The organism is Lactococcus muris, assembly GCF_042849115.1.
In the GTDB taxonomy this organism is placed as follows: domain Bacteria; phylum Bacillota; class Bacilli; order Lactobacillales; family Streptococcaceae; genus Lactococcus; species Lactococcus muris.
Map to the genome: position 1 here is coordinate 57,104 of NZ_BAAFQO010000009.1, position 21,610 is coordinate 78,713.

Sequence of the window (21,610 nt, forward strand, 5' to 3'; positions counted from 1 at the left end):
TCATTCTTCTTTCAATTAAAACTCTGTTAGTTAAAGAGTTTGCCAACCGCACTTAACATAGGTTGCAGGTTGCCTAAAATCATCCCCAATGCAATCAAGACAAAAATCAAGCGTGTGGAGTTCATTTTCTTTTTACCTAAAAGCCAATAGCTAAGTCCGACAATCGCAAGAGGAACGAGTCCAGGGAGGATTTTATCCAACATTTCTTGAACATCCATAGTAACTTCACCCATTTTATAGGACAGTTCAAGTTTATAGGTAATAACAGAAGGAATCAAGCCACCTACTACAGTCAAACCAAGAATAGCTGCGGCATCAGTCAAGACCTTCATTTGTGATGCAAAACCAACAGCAATTTTTTTACCTTGTGCATAACCAATCTGAAGAAATTTCCATCGAACAGCAAGTACAGCCAGACCGATAATCAAAGGAATAATTAAGCTGACAACTTGTCCTGCTTGGGCCAAGTAAGCCGCCATTGAGAAGACAACAGCACGGTAAATAGCAATAAAAAGCGTATCCCCGACACCAGCAAATGGCCCCATTAAACCAGTCTTAAGACCGATAACTGCTTCTTCATCTGTTTCATTGAGTTCTTCTTCCATAGCTATGTTGGCACCAATAATCAGATGACTCATGGCTGGTGTTGTATTAAAGAAGCCAATATGTGTTTTCAAGGCTTTAGCCATTTTTTCTTTGTTGTTACCATAAAGGCGACGTAAAGCTGGCATAATAGTGTAGGCATAGCCTAGACCTTGCATACTTTCATAGTTCCATCCCCATTGGAAACCAAAGAGGTTACGGACGTAAACTTTTTTCAAATCTTTTTTTGTAATTTCTGGTTTATTTTGTTGTTCAGTCATTGAAGTTGACCTCCTCGTCTGCATAAAGATTTTCAGATAAATCTGAGCCAACAGCTGCGACAGCTACGGGCTGTGGCGCTGCAGTTGTATCTTTTCCTTTATTTTGTTGGTTGATTACTGCGATACCAGAAAGTGCGAGTCCGATAAGAGCCACACCAAGCACCGAGAACATTTCTGAGAAATAAGCCATTAAAGCAAAACCGATGATGAAATAGGCCCAATATTTTTTAATTGGAAGGTAACGAAGTAAAATGGCAATCCCCATCGCAGGAAGAATGGCTCCCGCTGCTTTAAGCCCATTCATTACCCAAACAGGTATCGCTTCGTTGATAAGATTAACAACATGTTCTCCAAAGTAAAGCCCAATGAAAACCGGGACCATTCGTGATAATGTCCACGAGAAAATTCCGAAAACATTACTCATTTCCACGCCTCGAGCGTTACCCGCTTCAGCGAATTTAGCTGCGCGCTTTTGCCAGAATAAGTTAAACATCCGTCCCAAAATATCCATTTGAGTGAGCAAAAGTCCAATCGGAATGGCTATACCAATACCATATTCTACACCTTTGCCCGAAAGAATGGCATAGGCCGTACCCATAATGGCACCACTTAAAAAGTCAGGGACTGTAGCTCCGCCATAGGTTGCGACTCCAAGTGTCATCAACTGTAGTGTTGCTCCGACTAAAAGCCCCGTTGTAAGATCTCCCATGACAAACCCTGTAAATGCGGCTGCAAAAAGTGGAGTGTAGGGACCGATTTGAATAGAAATCTGGTCTAGTACGCCAATAGCTGTATAAACCAGGAGAACAATGATGATTCCAATGGAAAGTGTATCCATAATTCCTCCTTTGCCTCTTTGTGAAAGCGTTTTTATTTTTTAACATCCCCTATTGTATCGCAAACGAAATTTTTTGTCAATTATTTTAAAATATATATACATACCGAAATTTATTTTCGTTTATAGAATTTTATGCTATACTGTCCTTATGGATATCTTACAATTTCTTCTTTACCCCTTTATCATTATCATAGCGAATGTGATTGGAGCAATCAGCGGCATGGGCGGCGGTTTAATCATCAAACCCTTATTGTCCCTGCTTGGTTTTCACTCCCTGCCTGAAATCGTATTTTATTCTAGCGTGGCTGTACTTGTCATGGCCCTTTCCTCAACAGCGCGCCAAATTAAAAACGGCATCAAAATCAATGGCCGGAATGTTATTTTTCTGTCTATCGGTTCTGTCTTAGGCGGAATGCTCGGACAGCAGGTTTTACAATTTTCTTTTAACATTATCGGAAATGAGAAAACGGGGCAATTGCAGGCTATCTTACTCATTATTTTATTATCTGGTGTTTTACTCTTAGGACGATTAAACCTCCACTTAAATAAACAATTGACCATTCTTTATTTCTTATGCGGTCTTTCACTCGGGACCGCCTCCGTATTTCTAGGAATTGGCGGGGGACCTTTCAATGTCGCTCTTCTTCTACTGATTTTTCCTTTAAAAATCAAGGAAGCAACGACCTACTCTATCGTTTCCATTTTGTTTTCCCAAGTTTCAAATTTAGTTACGACACTGATGCTTTCTAATATCTTTGAATTTGACTTAAATATATTATTGGTTATTATTCCAGCCGCATTTATTGGAGGAAACCTTGGGGCACTACTGAGCGGAAAACTTAGTGACAGAAGTATCGGGCGACTCTTTGATATCGTTGTCATTATGGTCATTTTTATTACTCTTATCCCAATAATCTTTTAAAGTGCTTTTAGTGGTGCAGATAGAGCTGTAAAGAAAAAAATCATCATTTCCCCAGACAGAATGTCACACATGATGATAGTTATAGTCTATCGAAAAATAAAAAGCTCCTGTTAAAATGGACAAGAAACAAAACATTTCTATCCATTTCACAAGGAGCTTTTTTCATGCACAAAAATCAAAGATACACAAAAGCGCTTAAGACCAAAGGGGCAACAAACTTAGCTTTTTAAACACTTCACAGCTATCAGACTGTCGCAGACTATTTTGAAAAGATAAAATCAACACAGCGACAAAACTGAGTAAAGCTCTCTCTTTGGAAGAACAGGTGTCTATCTTCAAATGGAGATGGAGTTCCTAAAAAGCTTCAACGTTTTCCGTACTCTTGCACTTCTTTGTGGTTCTCTTACAGCAAGTAAAGGATATCTTTCTTTGCTGTAAGATGCCCTAGTCATATTAAAAAGCATGAAGGTTTATTTTGTTGATAAACAATAATTTCCAAAAACAACTACTGAGTAAAACCAAAAACTTCTTTTCTATCGTAGAGTTTCATTAATTTTTCAAAGATAAATTGTGCAAGAAGCGCAGCTGCAATCGGAACGACGAACCACGTCAAGAAAGCAAGGGGCAGAGACAATCCTGCTTCTAAGGAAGCAAGGGGGCCAACCAAACCAACTAAGCCGAATCCAGCTGAGCTAGGCACACCCGATATACTCAGCAAAGCTACAGGAATAGCGGAGATAATAGCTGTAAATAGACAAGGAAGCATAATTATCGGATGTCTAAACAAGTTAGGCATCATCATCTTCATGGCACCTAAAGCTATAGCAACAGTAACACCCGACTTGTTCACACGCCAAGAATTAACCACCAACACCAAGGTTGTTGCAGCCACGCCCATTGCTGCTGCTCCAGCTGAAACACCACTAAGCTGTATAGCCATCCCAATGGCTACTGTCGATAAAGGAGAGATGATAAGAAGTGCAAATGAGCAAGCAATCAATATACTCATCAAGACAGGTTGTAATGTCGTAAAAGAATTAATCCCCGCCCCAATGGCTGTTGTGATGCGCACCACATAAGGCAGAAGCAACAAACCAAGGAAACCACCGCCTGCACCGATAATGATTGGATTAAGCACGATTCCTACTGAGCCAAAGCGATGACTTAATAATTTAACCATGATGACTGCAAGCGCTGCAGTTAACATGGTATTTACAATATCACCGGTTCCTGAACCAACATAAGACTCCAATTCTGGATTAAATCGTACAACACCTGATCCAACAAAAGCTGCGCCGGCCACGACAGCCATCTGCATCGGGTTAAAACCAAACTGTAAGGCAATCAAGGCACCGATAAGTAAAGGTGTTGCCATTTGAAAAATAAGGACAACTTGACCCAAAGTTACTAAAAGCGGTGCTTTACCTAAAACTTTTAATAAAGCTGACAACACTGCATTAGGAATTAACCCAACGATAATACCAATGGCGGTGCCATTTAAAACTTTATTTACAAAATCAAGTATCGGTTTCTCCGTTTGTTGTTTGCTACTCATTGTTTTTTCCTTTCATTCATTTGACATTTAAAATTTCCTCTTTACAGTGTACAAGCTGTGTTAGAAAAGCACAGTAAGGCGTTGCAATACCATATTTTTGACCTTTCTTCACAATAGCTCCATTGATATAATCAATCTCTGTTAAACGATGATTAATCATCAAATCTTGATACATAGAGGGGTAGTGTAAACCAATCCCGTCAGGATCAAATGTAGCTTGGATTTGTGCGATAACTACCTCTGCATCCAGCGTTACACCTTCCCGTGCCGCAATGCTGATAAATTCGTCAACAATTGTTCGGATAATCGTATCTGCATGTGCTGTACTACCAAATCCCGCAATGTTCACATCTAAAAGGGTACAAAGACCATTCAACGTTCCATTAACACAAGCTTTTTTATAAATCGAGTAAAGAACATTTTCAGAATAAATGGCATTTAGGCCTGCTTGATTCAAGACCGCGACAACTTCCTCTGCACCCTTTTGCCCATCGGGATGAATGTTTTGCAAGTCTACACTTCCTTGACCAAATAATTTTATTCTCCCCGGTCCTTCCATACCTGCAGTCCACATGGTATTGCCAAGCAAAATATTTTCTTTGGCAACATATTTTTCGACAATATCTTCATGACCAATGCCGTTTAATAGACAAAGAACTTTTGTATTTTCATGGATTACGGATTGAATGGCTTGTAGCATTGAGTCTAACTGCATCGCTTTTGTAAATAAAATAATCAGGTCAACTTCTAAATTTTTATCCACTAACTCAGCAGGCAAGTACATGGGTAATTCTACAACACGCTTTTCCCCATCCAAATTAATATGAAGTCCGTTTTCTTGAACAGCCTCTACATGCTCTTTCCATTGATCAATCAATATGACATCTTGACCAGACTGAGAGAGCATATAGCCAAAACGACTTCCCATAGCGCCAGCACCTGCAATTGCAATTTTCATTTTTCTTCCTACTTTCTTCCTAGAGACTTGTGTTTATGTATTCACAATTTATATTTTACATTATTTTTATATATTTTTCAGTGGCTCTTTTCACCATTGGTACTTCGCCTAAGAAAATAGCTCAGACACATTGTTAAACCTCAAGCATGCTTTTTCATGTGACGAACATTAAGCATCTTCTTCAAATAAGGTTCTTCATTTTTCTAGCTGGCTCCAGAAATCATTCGCTATTTTATGAATAGAAGGTTTTTGCTTCACCTGAATGACATGCTTTTTATCTTTTAAGCCTTTTAAAATATTTTTTAGTTTTTGGCGAGAAATTCCCATACCTCTTGCCAAGTCTGCATCGGTCAGCACATACAAATTGTCGTACATCTGTACCTAGGCACAAGGGGATTATATGACTGCACGTTCATCATCAGTTAACTCATATTTTTGAATATTTCCCGTAAATCACTAGGTTTACCGTTCCATTTTTTAAGGAATCCAAGACCTTCTCCTATGCCTTGAGTAGAATGACAAACGTATATCAGATAAAAATAGCAGATAGGAAAACTCTCCTGAACTTTTCTTCAAAAGACAGTATCAAAAAAATTTTGATACTGTATAAGAAATTAAATCTCGCCAGTATGTCTCTGTGATTGTATGAGGCACATAGCATTGAATAGCCTCACTATTCAATCCTTAGAATTTGAATCTCAGTTTTTGAGAACATCTCTTTTATTTTAGATGAAATAAGTCAGATACAGCACATTCTACAGCAGAAACAATAACGGATATTTGAAAATTAGAAAGTAAAATCACTTATATACTATCGTAGCCATATACATAAAACAGTTGTGTCGGCATTGTATTTCTATAACTTCTTTACTTTGTTGCTCTAACTCTCGTAAAAATTCATTCATCTTGTAATCAAATGATGAAGCACTGATGTAACTAACAATAGTTTTAGTCTGCATAGTTCCTCCTGCAAATTTATAAATTTGTTTATTTTTGTTGTAATTATACATACATTTTACTATATTTAATAAAAATAGTCAGTGATTTACTGTGAAATCTGAAAATATTTTTCTAATATAAACAAACCTAGTTACTATACAAAATAGAAAAACAGTAATAAATAGAGCTTCTAACGCACGTTTATCACAGTAAATTAAAGCATAGAAACATTATTCCCCCTCCTTGAATTTAGCTAAAAAGTAGTGATAAAGCTCTATTTTTCCTAAAACAAAAAGCCGTATATCTTCGATATACAGCTCCTTATTTAGTAAAAATTTATGCTATTTTTTCTGAACCTTTTAATCAAATACAGGCGTATATGTTTATAAAAGTAAAGCTTTCCTTAATATAGACACTCTGATACAAGCTAATGTACTCAGAAACAAGCTTACAACATTTTGTTGTAGAATTCGACGATAAGCGCTTCGTTAATTTCTGTATTGATTTCATCACGTTCTGGAAGACGCACGAGTGTGCCTTCAAGTTTTTCAGCGTCGAATGATACGAAGTTCGGACGGCCTTTAGTTGCTTCAACAGCTTCAAGGATTGCTGGAACTTTCATAGATTTTTCACGAACTGAAATAACTTGACCAGGTGCCACACGGTATGATGGGACATCAACGCGTTTTCCGTCAACGAGGATGTGACCGTGGTTTACGAATTGACGTGCTTGACGACGAGTAGTCGCAAGGCCAAGACGGAATACAACGTTATCCAAACGTTGTTCAAGTAAAATCATAAAGTTGAAACCAAGAGTTCCCTCTTTGATACGTGTAGCCGCTACGAACAAGTTACGGAATTGGCGCTCAGAAACACCGTAAGTGAAACGGAGTTTTTGTTTTTCAGCCAATTGCAAACCGTATTCAGAAAGTTTTGAGCGGTTGTTAGGACCGTGTTGACCAGGTACGTAGTTACGACGTGCAAGCTCTCTACCAGAACCTGTAAGTGAGATGCCAAGACGGCGAGATTGTTTCCATGATGGACCAGTATAACGTGACATGTATATGTCTCCTTCAAATATTTTTTGAAGAATATTGACAGCCTCGAATTCGTGCATTTTACTTTCGCCTTACAGCTTCGGTTACTTCGTAACAAGTAAAATGTTGACGAGTTTTCTAGCTGACTGCTATATTCAACCTCACCATTCTAGCAAAATTCCTGTCCTCTGTCAACTTATGATAGAATTTAACCCCTGTTACTCTGGCTCATTTCCACTATTTAGATTTTATTTTTACTGGGACAGGTGTTTCTCTTTCTACTTGTCTTATTTTTGTTTGATAATAAAATACCGGAATCCCTGCAAGTGTAATGGCAATACCAATCATAGCAAGAACAGGTTGTTGTGTAATCATCGTCCACATAATAAATAAAGCACCCAGCATTCCTACAACAGGCAATACTGGATATAGTACTACCTTGTATGGTCGATGCAAGTCCGGCTCCTTTTTTCTTAGAATAAAAACTGCCAGGATCAGAAGAAATGAAAAGAACCATATCACGAAGATGACTAAGTTAGTCAATATTTCAAAAGAACCTGCTGCCATAAAAACACATGCTAATCCAGCCACCAAGGCAGCCGAGACGAAAGGAATAGAGTTCTTATTGAGTTTGCTCAAATATTTTGAAAATGGAAGAGATTTCTCTAAAGATAAAGCATAGGGAACACGGATAGCCGTCATTGTATATCCATTGAGTGTGCCATAGACGGAAATCAAGATGCCAATAGTCACAAGTTTTCCGCCATTTACACCAAAAAGTTGCTGAGCGGCATCTGACGCTGTGTTCACATTACCCGCGATTTGATCCAAAGGTAAAACTTTCAAGAAGCTCAGGCTAATAGCAATATAAATAAAGGAAATAATGAGCAAACCAATGGTGATTACTTTTGACAAATGTTTCTTTGGATTTTTCATTTCACCAGCAATATTTCCTACATTCATCCAACCGTCAAATGCGAACAAACTCGCGACTAAAGCTCCACCTAAGCCTGTAAGAAGACCGACATTTTCTCCAGCTTGAACAGGAAATAATTGAACGTCTACTTGTGAGCGAGTGGTTAGACCAAACATAATAATTAAAAATATCGGAATCAGCTTCAAAATCGAAGTGATTTGTTGAAAACGAGAAGTAAAACGGGAGCCAAGTAAATTAACTGCCATAATTGATAAAACTGCGACAATAGCAATAGGTAGCAATAAGCTTTGAGGAAAGCCCAATAAATTTATAACCTGAGTAGCAAAGATAATACCCAAGGCAGCTATATTTCCAGGGTTATAAATCAAAACCTGAACCCAGCCAAATAGAAAACCAACCATCTTTCCATAACTTCGTTCCAAGTATTTTACGGCACCTCCTGTCTCAGGAATGGCTGCCGCGAGTTCAGCGACACTCAATCCTGCACAAATAGTTAGCCCTCCCCCTACAATCCAGGCCAGTAAAGTGAGCGAGGCTGACTGTGTGGCCGCAGCCATTGTGGCAATTCTGAAGAAAACTCCAGCACCGATAACCGTTCCTACAACAATAGACAAGGCACCAAAAAAACCGATATCACTTTTCAAGTCTTTTTCCATATCCATCTCTTCTTTCTTATGTATTCACTAAAATTTTTAGTGTTACGCACCATTATACTTTATGTTTTTGCATTCTCCAAATAATTCATGAATTTTCTGACATTTGTTATCTAAATTTAATATTTCTGATTTATGGAATCTAAATGACAATGACAAACTCAGCCACGAAAAGGGCTCAGCACACAACTAAAAAGTTGCCTTTAGGCAATTTTTTACACACTGCTGTCACTCTTTTTTAGCGATTACCACCGCAGAGTTGACAGAAGCACAATATGTTGTGTACTTATGGAAAACTCTGAGTGACACTTTGAGGTATTGAGGACTTCAATTTGGTAGGAACGCATAATCTCTTGGGCCGTTTGGTGCTTTTCTGAAGGGTTTCCCGCGCAACATGCATCAGCCACAATAATTTTTTTCAGGAGACAGTACTTTGATTATGAGAGCATTAGACACCACGTAGCTGTCCGTGTCCAAACCGTTCAGCCCGACTTGAACATAATCTTGAGTACGGATAAATTGGGATGACTCAGGAGAACCAAAAGAGGCTTTCTCAAAAACTTGGCGGAAATCATCCTCCACATCAGTAACGCCATCAGGACGAATACACCAAGCTGACACCTCGTAAATACAATGTTTGACAGGCAAAAACTGCCGATAGTCGTCATAATATGTGTCTTACATCGCCAAATGCCCGTGGGAATCATCGCTGATACGCTTAACTTTCACAGCAGCGTCTCCTCCATCCCAAAGCCCCATCTTTAAAACCAACCTTACAGAAGACCATGAACAATCTCCCTAAAAATTAATACCAGTTTGTCGGATTATACCAACAAGAAAAAGTATCAGAAGATCTTCCGTGAGCAGTTGCAAATGCCCATTTTTTAAATACAGCATTTGCTATTCTGGTGTCCGTACCTACTTTAGCTTTCGCACCATGTCTTTGATATTTAGAGCTGTAATGGTTAGAATGTCCTCTTTTCCTTCTTCCCAAATCATAAAGGTCAGAAAAATATACCCATCTCCCTGAAGCATGATTAATAGCTGGTCTTGCTTTCTTATTGGTGTTAGATCCTAAATTACTTTCTACAATATTATCCTTAGAGTCAAAATGGATATATCCCTCAGAATCTGATGTGTGTGTGATATCCCCATACGGCTCTAGTTTGTCCGCAAAAGCAACTGAACCCCCTAGTAAACTTCCTAACAGTCCAAAAGAAAGTACTAAAGTTGCTAAATATAACGTTTTTTTCATATTTACCTCCAAAATATTTTTATATACAATGTTGCTGTGTCTCCGAGAATTTTAAAGCCTTAGATTGTTCATGATCTTCTGTAAGACTGATTTTTAAAAAAGGGCAGTGCAAAATTAAAGTTCTATGGTTTTATTTCCTTTCTTTGCCAGTTCCTCATCATGAGTGACAATGATTACTGCTTTCCCATTTATTGATTGTTGAAATAAAATATCAGTGACGATATCTCTGTTGAGTGAGTCTAAAGAGCCTGTAGGTTCATCTGCTAAAATAAGTATGGATGGTTTTAAAATAATTCGCGCGAGTGCTACGCGCTGTTTTTCTCCTCCAGATAAACTGCTAATCGTTGTCGATAGTTTTTTATTTAAATTGACCGCATTCAGTGCCTCCTTTTTTTGTATTACTTTCTCTTTCCTGCTTAATTTGCTATATTTTAGGCCTATTTCTAAATTAAAATTAATTGTTTCTTCTTCAACTAGACCGAAATCTTGAAATAAAAATGATATTTTATTTCTTTTTATTTTCAGTTTTTCTTTTGCTTTCAACTTTGCTGTTTCAACACCTTCAAATAAATATTCTCCTGAACTTACCGTGTCGTTCATCCCTAGTATGTTTAACAGCGTCGTCTTGCCAGAGCCACTCACACCTTTGATGGTAACAAAATCACCCTTACTTACAGTAAACGTATTGATTGAAAAGATGGATTTATCCTGTATTTTTTTTTGATATTACGTAGAGAGACTATTTCGTTTTTATTCATCACTTTCCCCTTTAAAAATTTAATTAAACTTTCTTTTTTCAACTCTAAACAAAGTCATACTGACTATAATGACATTGAGTACCATGGCCAGAAAGATATTAATAACAAATTCTTTGCTAATCTCAGACAAGAATGCAGCTATAGTTAAACCCATCATTAGTTCGAATAGCAACAATAAAAAGACTGAGGCATAAGTTTCAAAAAATGAATAACCGTTTAGCCTTAGCAAATAAAATTTTTTACTATGATACTGGAAAAAATATGCCGTCGTAAGTAAGCAAACAATAGAAAAGACAAATACAGTCAATAAGGAGCTGATTAATAAATAGCTGAGCGAACCGGACAGTCTTTTTATTAGCGTAATCTCTGACTTTTCATAGGGGACAAAAGAAGGTAAATTATCCGTTAACTTGTTTTTCTCTAAAAGCCCGCTAAGCTTTTCACTTGACTGCCCAGCTGTTTTTATTTTGATTGGCGGATACCTATCACCATTAAAAATATTCCTGTCCCAACTGTCGCTATTTTTGAGTGTTAAAATATCTAAAATAGGATAGTCATCAATCCATGGCTTATTGGGAACAAAACTGTAGACAGGTTGTTTATCTTTGATATAGATAATCTCCGTTAATTTATCCTCAAATTGGAGTAAGTCTTTAAAATAGTATTCTTCTATCTTCTTTAAGTCATCACTTCCCTTGAATCTTTCGGGAATGAGTAATATTCTTTTTTCTTCACTTTCTTCTATAAGGATTCTCTGATTATTTTCATCTAAAATCTCGAATTTTTTTAAATAATTAGGGTTGAGTTGTATCGTTCTCCCAAACACTTCGTTCTCTTTTATATTATAATGCTCTATATTTACGAGCAAGCTTCCGTTTTGGTTTAAGTAGCGATAAATTTCTTCCTCTTCTTCTGCTCTAGAATCCTTGTCATGGTCAAATTCAAGTTGATTTTTTCCCACAACAACGGGGTAAAAAACATGATAGTTATCTTCACTTATTTTTTTAGGCACTTCACTATTAAAGGTGATATTGGATGCTTCATACATAATCCTTGCTAAATCTAGGTGAATTACGACTAACATCAGCAGAAAAATAAGTTTTATCGCTGTTGGCAATACGTTGATAAATAACTTTTCTCCTTTATTTTTACTCTCTTTTTTTCTCCGACCTAACTTCTCCACGACATAAACCAGCAGCATCAACCAAACATAACTCAAGGATAGGAGGAGACCAATATTGATCATAAAATTGACACAATAGATGCGTGAAATGGTTCCTAATAAATAGATAAATAAAGCAATGGATGCAAAAATACAAATTGCATACCCCTTGCCGATAAAGTTATTGATGCTCGCTACGATAGAATAGCCATTTTGTCGTAAAATATGAATTTTTTTATGAACCGAGAAAATCCAAAAACTCAACATCACTATAAAAAAGGTTATGCCAATCTTTAAATAGCTTGAAATATTGTAAATGTCCCTACCCGATGATAATTCATAACTTTCACTTTTTTCAAAATCTGCAAAATCTTGATAAGTATAGTTCTCATCAAAAGCTTTGTTATAAGCATTTTTAATCTGTTCTACCGTATCTTTATATTTGTTTTTATCCTCTGTTTTTATAAAAACTTGCCACTCAAATTCATTTTTATTTTTTAAATTCTCTATACTATCAATAGATAAGACTGACTTACTCAATGGAGGGGTGTACTTGGTTTTTTGACTCGTATGAGGTGCATACAAGGTTATCTCTGCTTTTTCTAGGAACTTAAAATTAATCCCTTCTTTGATAAAGTACCCTTGGTCTACAACTTTGTAGAGCGTAAATAATCCCTCCTGTTTTGAAATTTTTTCTATAATATCAATTGTTCTGTCATTATCTTCTTTATTCAGTATTTTTTTAGGTTTTTTTTACAGGTGAATAACTATCCGTATACCTAAAAAAATCAAGCACCTTATTTGTTGAATAATGCTCTACCTGAAAAATAAACATGCCAAATAAAATGCTAAGTAGAAGGATAAGAAGATTAAATTTTAAAATTCTTTTTTTCAAAAAAGCCCCATTTCATTTTAATTCTTTTACTCTAAAAGTTTGTTTTCCACTATTTTTCGATATATTCTGCTATTTTTACTTTCAGATCCTCCTCAAAAGTTTTAGCTTGACCAACTCCCAATCCTCCTAAGGCTAACAAAGTAATACTCATCAGTCTAATAGACAACCTTCGTTTCTTCTTCTTCATACATTTCCTCTTTTCCAATAGTTTTTATTTATACCCACACTATTATTCGTAAAAAAGTGCGAGATGTAACAAAGAATCAAAAAATTACTTTTTTGCACGCTATCTTCTATTTGATTTGACATATATAACATTTCCTAATATTGGAATGATAGGATTACTAATAAATTCAAAGCAAAATAAAAATAGACTCCGAAGAATCTATTGCTTAACTTAATGACATTGACCGCAATACAAGGTTAGTTTTCATTTCCAACAAAAAAACTCATCTACGAAAGATGAGTTAGGGTTAGTCGGTAATCGGGAAGACAGGATTCGAACCTGCGACACCTTGGTCCCAAACCAAGTACTCTACCAAGCTGAGCTACTTCCCGGTGGTATAAAGATTTTCACAATAATAAAACGGGCAAGCCCGACTTAATTATTATGCACCCGGCAGGATTCGAACCTGCAACCGCCTGATTCGTAGTCAGGTACTCTATCCAGTTGAGCCACGGGTGCGCTTTTTGACTACCTGACTATTATAGCAAATCACCCTTATTAATGCAAGGACAAACTCATAAATAAACAAAAAAACCTAAATTATTCAGGTTTTTAGGCAAAATTTATGCAGCAGTTTTAATTAAAAGCATTCCATATAAGGAGAAGGGCAGCCAATATGAAAATACTCAGTAATAAAACAAAATCATTTTTCGACCACTTGAGTTGACGATACTTACTTCGTCCATCGCCTCCTTGATAGCCTCGCGATTCCATAGCAACCGCCAAATCTTCCGCACGACGGAAGCTCGAAACGAAGAGCGGAATCAATATCGGGATAATAGAGCGTACTTTTTGCAAGAGATTTCCTTCGCCAAAATCCATTCCTCTTGCCTTTTGGGCATTCATAATCATGGTTGTGTCGTCCATCAATGTTGGAATGAAGCGCAGAGAAATCGAAAGCATTAGTCCTAATTCATGGACAGGGACTTTAATTTTCTTCAAGGGCGCTAAACCAGTTTCGATACCGTCCGCCAATGTTAGCGGTGGTGTTGTCAACGTTAAAACCGTGGACATAAAGATAATCAACACAAATCGGAAGAAAATATAAAGTGCATTAATCAAGCTCTCTGTTGATATTTTCAATATCCAAAACTGAAAAACAATATGTTCCCCAGGTGTAAAAAGCATCTGAAAAATGACTGTAAATAAAATCAAACCAATCATCGGCCTTAAGCCTTTAAGGAAATAAGAAATAGAAATTCCTGATAAAAGGACGCCGGCGAAGGTATAAAGAATTAGAAGTAAATAACCTAACCAGTCATGCGCAAAGAAAATCACAATAACAAAAATAAACATGACTAAAAGTTTACTGCGAGGATCCAAGCGATGAATCAGCGAATTTCCTGGGATATAGCGTCCCATAAGCATATTTTGCATTCTACTTTTTCGCCTCCTTCAGCACTTGAATCAACTCTTGCCGTTTAATCGGCAAACGGTCAAAAGCAATGCCTCGCTGCTCCAATTTTACAGCAAATTCCGTTGTTTTAGGTACGCCAAGCTCATGTTGCGTTAAGAAATCAACATTTTGAAAAACGTCCTGAGGTGTGCCCGATGATATAACACGACCTTTTTCTAAAAGGTACACCTTGTCCGCATATTCGGCCACATCATCCATATTATGTGTAACCAAAACGACGGTCTGACCTTTCTGGTGTAAGTGACTAAAGAGCGCCATCATCTCAATACGTGCTTTGGGATCCAATCCAGCTGTTGGTTCATCAAGAACGAGCACTTTGGGCTCCATTGCTAAAATCCCAGCAATGGCAACGCGACGCATTTGCCCACCTGATAATTCAAAAGGCGATTTTTCAAAGTTTTTTTCTGCTAAACCAACAAGCTCGAGTTTTTCACGCGCAATTTTAAGCGCCTCTTCTTGCGAGACACCAAAATTTTGTGGTCCAAAAGCAACATCCTTCAAAACTGTTTCTTCAAAAAGCTGACTTTCTGGAAACTGGAAAACAACCCCCACTTTTTTGCGTGCTGGCTTGATTTCTTTTTGTTTACTGCTGGCTTGAATAACAATATCGTCAATATTTACCTTACCTTCTGTGGGTTGCAGCAAGCCATTAAGATGTTGGAGCAGCGTTGATTTCCCTGAACCTGTATGACCAATAAGGGCAGTATAGCTCCCCTCCTCTACCTCCAAATTAATATCAAAGAGGGCACGGCTCGCAAAGGGAGTATTGGGTTGGTAAGTGAAATTTACCTTATCAAATTTAATCATTTTCTCAGTCTTTCTGCTAAGATGTCTGCCAGTTCTTCTTCATTTAAATATTTTTCTGGCAAGTTAAAGTCCGCCCGCAAATCTTCCGCTAAGCTTGACGTAAAAGGCATATCTAGACCAATATTAACCATGTCTTCACCCGAACCAAAAAGTTCTTCTGGTTTGGCCGACTTGATAATTTTACCGGCACGCATTACTAAAACACGATCAGATAAAGTTGCTTCATCCAGATCATGAGTAATGGAGAGTACTGTCAAATTATATTCTGCCTTAATTTCACGGATAACGCGCATGATTTCGGCGCGTCCTGTCGGATCAAGCATTGAAGTTGCCTCATCAAGGATAATGATTTCTGGGCGCAATGCGATAATCCCTGCAATAGCAACACGCTGCTTTTGTCCACCAGACAGACGCGCAGGTTCCTTGCCTTTGAACTCTAACATATTGACTTGTTTTAGAGCCTGATCCACACGTAAAATCATCTCCTCACGAGGAATCCCCTGGTTTTCCATTCCAAAGGCAACATCGTCCTCGACAGTTGCACCAACAAATTGGTTGTCAGGGTTTTGGAAAACCATGCCTATTTTTTGACGAAGTGTCCAAATGTTCTCCGAACTTAAAATTTGTCCGTCAATTTTTATATTTCCTGATACATTTTCAAGTAAGCCGTCAATAGCGCGAGCTGTGGTTGATTTTCCTGAGCCATTTTGGCCAATAATCGAAACCCACTCTCCTGCTTGAACAGCAAAAGACACCCCATCTAAAGTGGGCATTTCTTGATCTTCTTCATATTTGAAGGACAGATTTTCTACTTCGAGGATTTTATTCATAAAACTAATTATACCAAATGCCTTGCGTTTTCGCTATCTCTCATTTTTAGAAAAAAGTCCAGTACTAGGACTTAAACATTTTTTCAAAATCAATATCCTCTTCAGCAATTTTAACGCCTTTCAGGGCTGATTTTAAGGCAAGATTTTTTGCTTTCTTGGGAAGCTGATAATATTTTTCTGATTCAAGCGCAGAACGTCTGGAAAGTTTTTGGGCACTTTTCTTCTTTGGAGCTTTTGGCTTTATGGACTTTTCAGGTACCTTTATATCTGGAAAGGCAAGGATAAGCTTTTCAATGATTTTTTCTACACCGAAATTACTTCCTATCCAGAAAGGTGTACCGCTAGATTTCGCTGCTTCTTTTGCAAATCGTACCGAAGCATGGGCAACATTGAGATTCCGAATCATCACAAAGTCAGCTTGTGCTACTAATTGGTCAACCTCTGAACGCCTAGGCTTTTTCTTATCAAAACCTAGAAAACCAACTTCTACTGCTGCTAAACCTTCACGTATGTCATGCCAATAGCCTGATTCACAAATTACTAAGACAGTCTTCATATCAGTTTTTCCTTATGAATTTGTTCCACTGCTGCTTTTCCATCATTGAGTTTCTCCCAGATAACCACTCGATTATTAGCCAAAGATTTTTTCACATCAATAATCCGTTGATTTGAAGACCCTCTAAATTGGAGCAATAAGTTTTTCTTGCTGAGTTCAAAGCGACCGTCGACAAGTATATCTATATTTCGCAATAGTTCAAGTTTCGTATCATCTTCCTGCAAAAGTTCTTCCCAAGTATAGCCTGTCCAAGACCAGATATCCTTTTCAGGAAGCTCTGCACGTATACGCTTGACGAGCGGTAATGCCACACCCGTATTAAGGAATGGCTCTCCACCAAGCAAGGTCAAGCCTTGAACATAAGACTGACTCAGGTCTGACATGATTCTTTCTTCCAATTCTTTTGTATATGGACTCCCATAACGGAAGTTCCATGTCGCTTGGTTGTAGCATCCTTCACAGTGGAATTTACAGCCGGATAAGTAAAGCGAGCAACGCACACCTTCACCATCTACAAAATTGAAAGGCTTGTAATCTGAAACATAGCCTTGTTCCAAATCTGAAGCAAGCCACTCTTGTGGTTTTGGATTATTCATCGGTCTTTACTCCTATCTCTATTTTATCTGAAATTTATCAATTCATTCCCCAATCACAATGAGGAGGAGGACACTCAGACAATTCTCCTGGGAATTACCGCCCGTCATTAGTACCTTTAGGGGCAATAATAGCAGCATATGACGCTAGAAATCAAAAACGACATTTTTTTGATTCCCAGCTAATAAGGGGCTCAGACAAGGCCCTATCGGGATTGGCGTCTATCATTAGTGGCTTTAGCCACAATGATAGCAGCACATTAAAAAACGAGCAATTCTCACGAAACTACTCATTATATTATACTACTTTTTAGACTAAATCATTTGATTTTCTTTGCTCACGGCGTGCAATAAACGGAAGAAGCATACCCAGAAGAATTAAAACGACAGGAGTCAGGATATTTGAAGTCAATTGAAACCACCATGCAGATGGATTTGCAGCGAAATCAACTTTTGGTACCATCCCAAGGACACATGCTAGCAAAGTAAACAAGAAACACCAAACGCCTGCCAACATTGCCAAACGTTTTTGCTTAATAAATTTGTATTCAGAAGTAAAGTGTTTCATCGCACGGTTAAGCATGATGAAGGCGAAGAATACCCACATATAGCGCATCGGCATCACGACAGAGTTTAGGTTTGTCAGCCATTTGACCAGTTCGTTCATGTTTCCAATTCCAAGCAGTGGCATTAAAATAACGATACTCACCAAAATCCCTGTCAATACGAAACCATTAATCAACGTTCCTTTAGCAGTTGTTTTACGCAACCAAGCTGGAACAAATTGTGGGTCCGCATCCGCAAGCAAGATACGCAATGGCGCATCAATTGAAAAAGCAAGTGCAGCAATTTGACCGATACCTTGCGTAAGGGCATAAACATACATTAAACTATTGCCAATGCCGTAGTGTTCTCCCAGCATCTGGAAGGCGGCATAGGCTCCATTTGCCATCAAGTCCTCTGGAAGATTTCCACTTGTAAAGAGCATCCCCATCGCTATTGAACCAAGAATAGCACAGACTCCTACCATAGCAGCCAATATAATCATCGCTTTTGGAAACTCGCGCGCTGGACTCTTCATTTGGTTAACATAGGGTGATATCTTTTCTGCACCACCAACTGCAAAAACCAGCATTGAGATTGTCGTAAAGTAGCTAAAGTCAAACTTAGGAATATAAGTACTGATATTCCCCATATCTGGTGTCGCAATAGCAAAGTTTTTCGAGATAAATGGGACACTAACTGCCATAACAATAAAGAGTAAACTCATGACAAACATTGCTGTTCCGGCAAGACCCCCAATGACTTTAAGCGTGTTTAACCCTTTGGTTGCAAGCCAGAGGAAAAGTAAGAAAATAAGCAGGGAAAGGACAGCCACAAGCGGAACTGACATCAAACTTACCAGTTGACCATCTCCTCGACCAATCCAGCCAAAGGCAATTAAAATAGCTTGAGGTTTTTGTGCCAAGTAAGGAATATGCACTACCCAATACGTCCATGCTGCATAATAAGCCAAACGTTTTGTGGAAGTTCGCTCAACCCATGAACTCACTCCTCCTTTACTGTCTTTAAAAGTTGACCCTAGCTGACCAACAATAAGTGCGTAAGGGACAAAATAAAGCGCCAGAATCAAAATCCATGAGGTCACAACAGTAATCCCTTGCTGGGCAAAGTTATTAACCACATTTCCCATCCCCCAAACCATGTTGAAGGCAATAAATGCGACGGTAAACCATCTGATTTTTTTAGTGTCCATATGACTCCTTAAATTTTTTTCACTCTGCGGACAAGACAGAGTATTTTTCAGATATTTAATTAAAAAAGCGGTTACACTAAGATTATAGAACAAAACTTAAGTACTGTCAATTTCATATCTAAAAATTCCCTAACAACCTAACCCCCACTCCCTTCCTATACTCTGATATGAAAGAAACTGGAAAAAATGTAGAAAATTGACTGATTCTAACACAAAATGCCAAAATAAAAAAACGTTCAACTGCAGGACTCTTTGGAACCCAGTTGAACATTTTTTATGTTTTAAAATCTCGTCTATTTTCTAGCCTTTATTTCACAAATTTACTTTTAACATGATCCACTTCTTCACTATCAATACTCTCCCCATCTCGGAGAACACCTACTGAACCATTCATGTGCTTCACTCGCGATGATATTTCTTTATGACGCCCATGAACCATTGGTCTTGCTTGAGGATTTCCAAGATAGCCACAGGTACGTTTCACAACATCGCAAGTTTGAGGATTTGTATTTCCACATTGTGGACATTTAAAACCTCGCTCTGTCGCTGTGAAATCACCTTCGAAACCACATTCATAGCAGTGGTCGATAGGTGCATTTGTTCCCAGATAGCCGATACGGTCATAAGCAAAGTCCCAAACAGCTTCAAGCGCACGAGGATTTTGTTGAATCATTGGATATTCAGCATAATGGATAAATCCGCCATTTGCATAAACGGGGTAATCTTTTTCAAACTCCAATTTTTCAAATGGTGTTGGATTTTTACGTACATCATAGTGGAAACTGTTGGTATAGTAATCTTTGTCAGTAATGTCAGCCACTGAGCCAAATTTTTCTTTGTCCATACGGCAGAAACGGTCTGTCAGACTTTCACTTGGTGTAGAATACACTGAGAAATGATAACCCGTTTCTTTACTCCAGTCTTTACACTCTTGATTCATGCTTTTCACTATTTCAAGAGTAAAGTCTTTTGCTTCCTTATTGTTTTCCCAGGTTGGTCCATAAAAACTTGTCGCAACTTCATAAAGCCCGATATAGCCAAGAGAAACAGTTGCCCGATCATTTTTATAAAGTTCGTCTACTGAGTCTTCCGCATTCAAGCGGCCCAAAGCTCCATTCATAAAGAGGATAGGCGCATTTTTGGGTTGAGCTTCCTTTGCCCGGTTGACACGGAAGACCAAAGCATCTTTAGCAATCGCAATGCGTTCATCAAAGATTTCCCAGAACTTTTCTTTATCGCCTGCTGCTTCCAGAGCAATACGCGGGAGATTAACCGTAACAACACCGAGATTGCTACGTCCAGCTGTAACATCCCTGCCATTTTCATCTTTCCAGCCATGAAGGAAACTACGGCAACCCATGCTGGCTTTAAATGAGCCTGTCAGTTCAACAATCTTATCATAAGATAAGATATCTGGATACATCCGCTTTGTCGCGCATTCCAGCGCTAAGTTCTTAATATCATAGTTCGGGGTTCCCACCTCAAGGTTGAGCCCACGTTTGAGTGTAAAGATTAACTTAGGGAAGATTGCTGTACGGTGTTCCTTACCTAAACCACCGATACGTACTTTCAAAATTGCTTTTTGAATTTCACGTGCATACCAGTCTTCTCCCAAACCAAATCCAACTGTGACAAACGGCGTTTGCCCATTCGAAGTGAAAAGCGTGTTGATTTCATATTCCAAAGACTGCATAGCATCATAGATGTCTTTTTTGGTCTTTGCTTTAGCATATGCTTCACGTTTTTCAGGCTGCTCAATCCACTCTTCCGCATCTTTTAAATGCTTCGCATAGTTCAATTTTGCATAAGGTGCCAAAATTTCATCAGCACGGTCAAATGAACAACCACCATATTGCGAACTCGCTACGTTTGCGATAATTTGTGAAGCTTGAGCTGTCGCTGTTTGAATAGATTTAGGTGAATCCACCTGTGCATTCCCTAGTTTAAAGCCATTTTCAAACATATTTTTAAAGTTAATCAAACAGCAATTTGACATGGTTGTAAAAGGAGAGTAATCCAAATCATGGTAGTGAATTTCTCCTTTTTGATGGGCATTAGCCACATGAGGAGGAAGCATCTTCAAGCCAATTGCTTTAGAAACTGCTCCTGCTGTCAGGTCACGTTGTGTATTAAAAACATCACTGTCCTTGTTGGCATTCTCGTTAACAACTGTGTGATCTTTGTTGATAAGCTTTTCGATAGTAAAGTTAATATCTGTGGCTTTACTTCTTTCAAGATCGCGCTGTGTACGATATGTCGTATAAACCTCTGCCCATTTTGTTTCCCCGAGTTCCATCAAGATATGCTCAACGATACTCTGAATTTCATAAATCTTTACATTGTCCGTGAAACGTGTAAAAATTTCGTGAACCACACGATCACAGATTTCAGCGATACGTGTCTCCGAAACTGGTGGTATCACCTCATCACCAGCCTTTTTTAAAGCATCAAAAATTTTGCTGCTGTCGAACTTTACAGAACGTCCATCACGTTTTATAACGCTAATTTCTTGAACCTCTACCAGGCTTTCTTCAACCACCTTCATTGATTTGCTCTCCTATTTTTTTAATTCCTTGCCTTCTATTCTATCAAATAACTTTTGCTTTTTCCACTATATATAGTATCTATTTTCATGAAAATAAAAGAAAGCACA

20 protein-coding genes and 2 tRNA genes are annotated in these 21,610 nt (G+C 38.1%); 1 reads left to right on the forward strand and 21 read right to left on the reverse strand.

Annotation, left to right across the window (positions count from 1 at the left end; translation table 11 throughout):
* Positions 1–26: 26 nt before the first annotated feature.
* Together ACGHCK_RS06640 and ACGHCK_RS06645 are read right to left on the reverse strand one after the other, a co-directional pair.
* The gene (locus ACGHCK_RS06640) at positions 27–863 is read right to left on the reverse strand and encodes a PTS system mannose/fructose/sorbose family transporter subunit IID (RefSeq protein WP_202230048.1); all 837 of its coding nucleotides are present in this window, start codon (positions 861–863) and stop codon (positions 27–29) included.
* Positions 856–1,701, reverse strand: a complete 846-nt coding sequence (locus ACGHCK_RS06645) for a PTS mannose/fructose/sorbose/N-acetylgalactosamine transporter subunit IIC (protein ID WP_251423487.1) — start codon at positions 1,699–1,701, stop codon at positions 856–858. The genes ACGHCK_RS06640 and ACGHCK_RS06645 overlap by 8 nt, the downstream gene beginning before the upstream one ends.
* 148 nt (positions 1,702–1,849) lie before the next feature.
* Between ACGHCK_RS06645 and ACGHCK_RS06650 the strand changes: the two genes are divergently transcribed.
* Positions 1,850–2,623 (forward strand): sulfite exporter TauE/SafE family protein, encoded by a 774-nt coding sequence (locus tag ACGHCK_RS06650; RefSeq protein ID WP_202230046.1) that lies wholly within the window; start codon positions 1,850–1,852, stop codon positions 2,621–2,623.
* A 505-nt stretch (positions 2,624–3,128) separates the two neighbouring features.
* Here ACGHCK_RS06650 and ACGHCK_RS06655 read toward each other — a convergent pair.
* The 19 genes from ACGHCK_RS06655 to nrdD all read right to left on the reverse strand — a co-directional run bounded on the left by ACGHCK_RS06655 (position 3,129) and on the right by nrdD (position 21,502).
* Complete coding sequence (locus ACGHCK_RS06655) at positions 3,129–4,178, reverse strand: PTS sugar transporter subunit IIC (protein ID WP_202230045.1); 1,050 nt, start codon at positions 4,176–4,178, stop codon at positions 3,129–3,131.
* A 16-nt stretch (positions 4,179–4,194) separates the two neighbouring features.
* Complete coding sequence (locus ACGHCK_RS06660; RefSeq protein WP_251423490.1) at positions 4,195–5,136, reverse strand: 2-dehydropantoate 2-reductase; 942 nt, start codon at positions 5,134–5,136, stop codon at positions 4,195–4,197.
* Positions 5,137–5,331: 195 nt separating this feature from the next.
* Positions 5,332–5,493 carry a hypothetical protein gene (locus ACGHCK_RS06665; RefSeq protein WP_251423494.1) on the reverse strand — a complete coding sequence of 54 codons (162 nt, stop codon included), beginning with the start codon at positions 5,491–5,493 and terminating at the stop codon, positions 5,332–5,334.
* Positions 5,494–6,523: 1,030 nt separating this feature from the next.
* Entirely contained in the window at positions 6,524–7,135 is a 612-nt protein-coding gene (gene rpsD, locus ACGHCK_RS06670; protein ID WP_202230042.1) for a 30S ribosomal protein S4, read from the reverse strand.
* 214 nt (positions 7,136–7,349) lie between these two features.
* Positions 7,350–8,705 carry an APC family permease gene (locus ACGHCK_RS06675; RefSeq protein ID WP_251423506.1) on the reverse strand — a complete coding sequence of 452 codons (1,356 nt, stop codon included), beginning with the start codon at positions 8,703–8,705 and terminating at the stop codon, positions 7,350–7,352.
* Between the two features lie 396 nt (positions 8,706–9,101).
* Positions 9,102–9,323 (reverse strand): hypothetical protein, encoded by a 222-nt coding sequence (locus tag ACGHCK_RS06680; RefSeq protein WP_251423497.1) that lies wholly within the window; start codon positions 9,321–9,323, stop codon positions 9,102–9,104.
* Between the two features lie 184 nt (positions 9,324–9,507).
* Positions 9,508–9,957 carry a hypothetical protein gene (locus tag ACGHCK_RS06685; RefSeq protein ID WP_251423500.1) on the reverse strand — a complete coding sequence of 150 codons (450 nt, stop codon included), beginning with the start codon at positions 9,955–9,957 and terminating at the stop codon, positions 9,508–9,510.
* A 114-nt stretch (positions 9,958–10,071) separates the two neighbouring features.
* Complete coding sequence (locus tag ACGHCK_RS06690; RefSeq protein ID WP_271328162.1) at positions 10,072–10,671, reverse strand: ATP-binding cassette domain-containing protein; 600 nt, start codon at positions 10,669–10,671, stop codon at positions 10,072–10,074.
* A 63-nt stretch (positions 10,672–10,734) separates the two neighbouring features.
* Entirely contained in the window at positions 10,735–12,462 is a 1,728-nt protein-coding gene (locus ACGHCK_RS06695) for a DUF1430 domain-containing protein (RefSeq protein ID WP_271328151.1), read from the reverse strand.
* Positions 12,463–12,821: 359 nt separating this feature from the next.
* Positions 12,822–12,959, reverse strand: a complete 138-nt coding sequence (locus ACGHCK_RS06700; RefSeq protein ID WP_202230036.1) for a hypothetical protein — start codon at positions 12,957–12,959, stop codon at positions 12,822–12,824.
* 297 nt (positions 12,960–13,256) lie between these two features.
* A tRNA-Pro gene (locus ACGHCK_RS06705) sits at positions 13,257–13,330 on the reverse strand.
* A gap of 53 nt (positions 13,331–13,383) precedes the next feature.
* Positions 13,384–13,457, reverse strand: a tRNA-Arg gene (locus tag ACGHCK_RS06710).
* 117 nt (positions 13,458–13,574) lie between these two features.
* Positions 13,575–14,375, reverse strand: coding sequence for an energy-coupling factor transporter transmembrane component T family protein (locus ACGHCK_RS06715; protein WP_202230035.1), 801 nt, complete (start codon positions 14,373–14,375; stop codon positions 13,575–13,577).
* Position 14,376: 1 nt separating this feature from the next.
* Entirely contained in the window at positions 14,377–15,222 is an 846-nt protein-coding gene (locus ACGHCK_RS06720) for an energy-coupling factor ABC transporter ATP-binding protein (RefSeq protein WP_202230034.1), read from the reverse strand.
* Positions 15,219–16,052 (reverse strand): energy-coupling factor ABC transporter ATP-binding protein, encoded by an 834-nt coding sequence (locus tag ACGHCK_RS06725; RefSeq protein ID WP_251422365.1) that lies wholly within the window; start codon positions 16,050–16,052, stop codon positions 15,219–15,221. Before ACGHCK_RS06725 ends, ACGHCK_RS06720 begins: the two co-directional genes overlap by 4 nt.
* A 64-nt stretch (positions 16,053–16,116) precedes the next feature.
* Positions 16,117–16,608 (reverse strand): DUF2325 domain-containing protein, encoded by a 492-nt coding sequence (locus tag ACGHCK_RS06730; RefSeq protein ID WP_202230032.1) that lies wholly within the window; start codon positions 16,606–16,608, stop codon positions 16,117–16,119.
* Positions 16,605–17,204 (reverse strand): anaerobic ribonucleoside-triphosphate reductase activating protein, encoded by a 600-nt coding sequence (gene nrdG, locus ACGHCK_RS06735; protein ID WP_202230031.1) that lies wholly within the window; start codon positions 17,202–17,204, stop codon positions 16,605–16,607. The genes ACGHCK_RS06730 and nrdG overlap by 4 nt, the downstream gene beginning before the upstream one ends.
* Before the next feature lie 307 nt (positions 17,205–17,511).
* A complete protein-coding gene (locus ACGHCK_RS06740) occupies positions 17,512–18,957 on the reverse strand; it encodes an APC family permease (RefSeq protein WP_271328152.1) in 1,446 nt (481 codons plus the stop codon).
* Between the two features lie 307 nt (positions 18,958–19,264).
* Positions 19,265–21,502, reverse strand: a complete 2,238-nt coding sequence (nrdD, locus tag ACGHCK_RS06745) for an anaerobic ribonucleoside-triphosphate reductase (protein WP_251422371.1) — start codon at positions 21,500–21,502, stop codon at positions 19,265–19,267.
* Positions 21,503–21,610 lie beyond the last annotated feature (108 nt).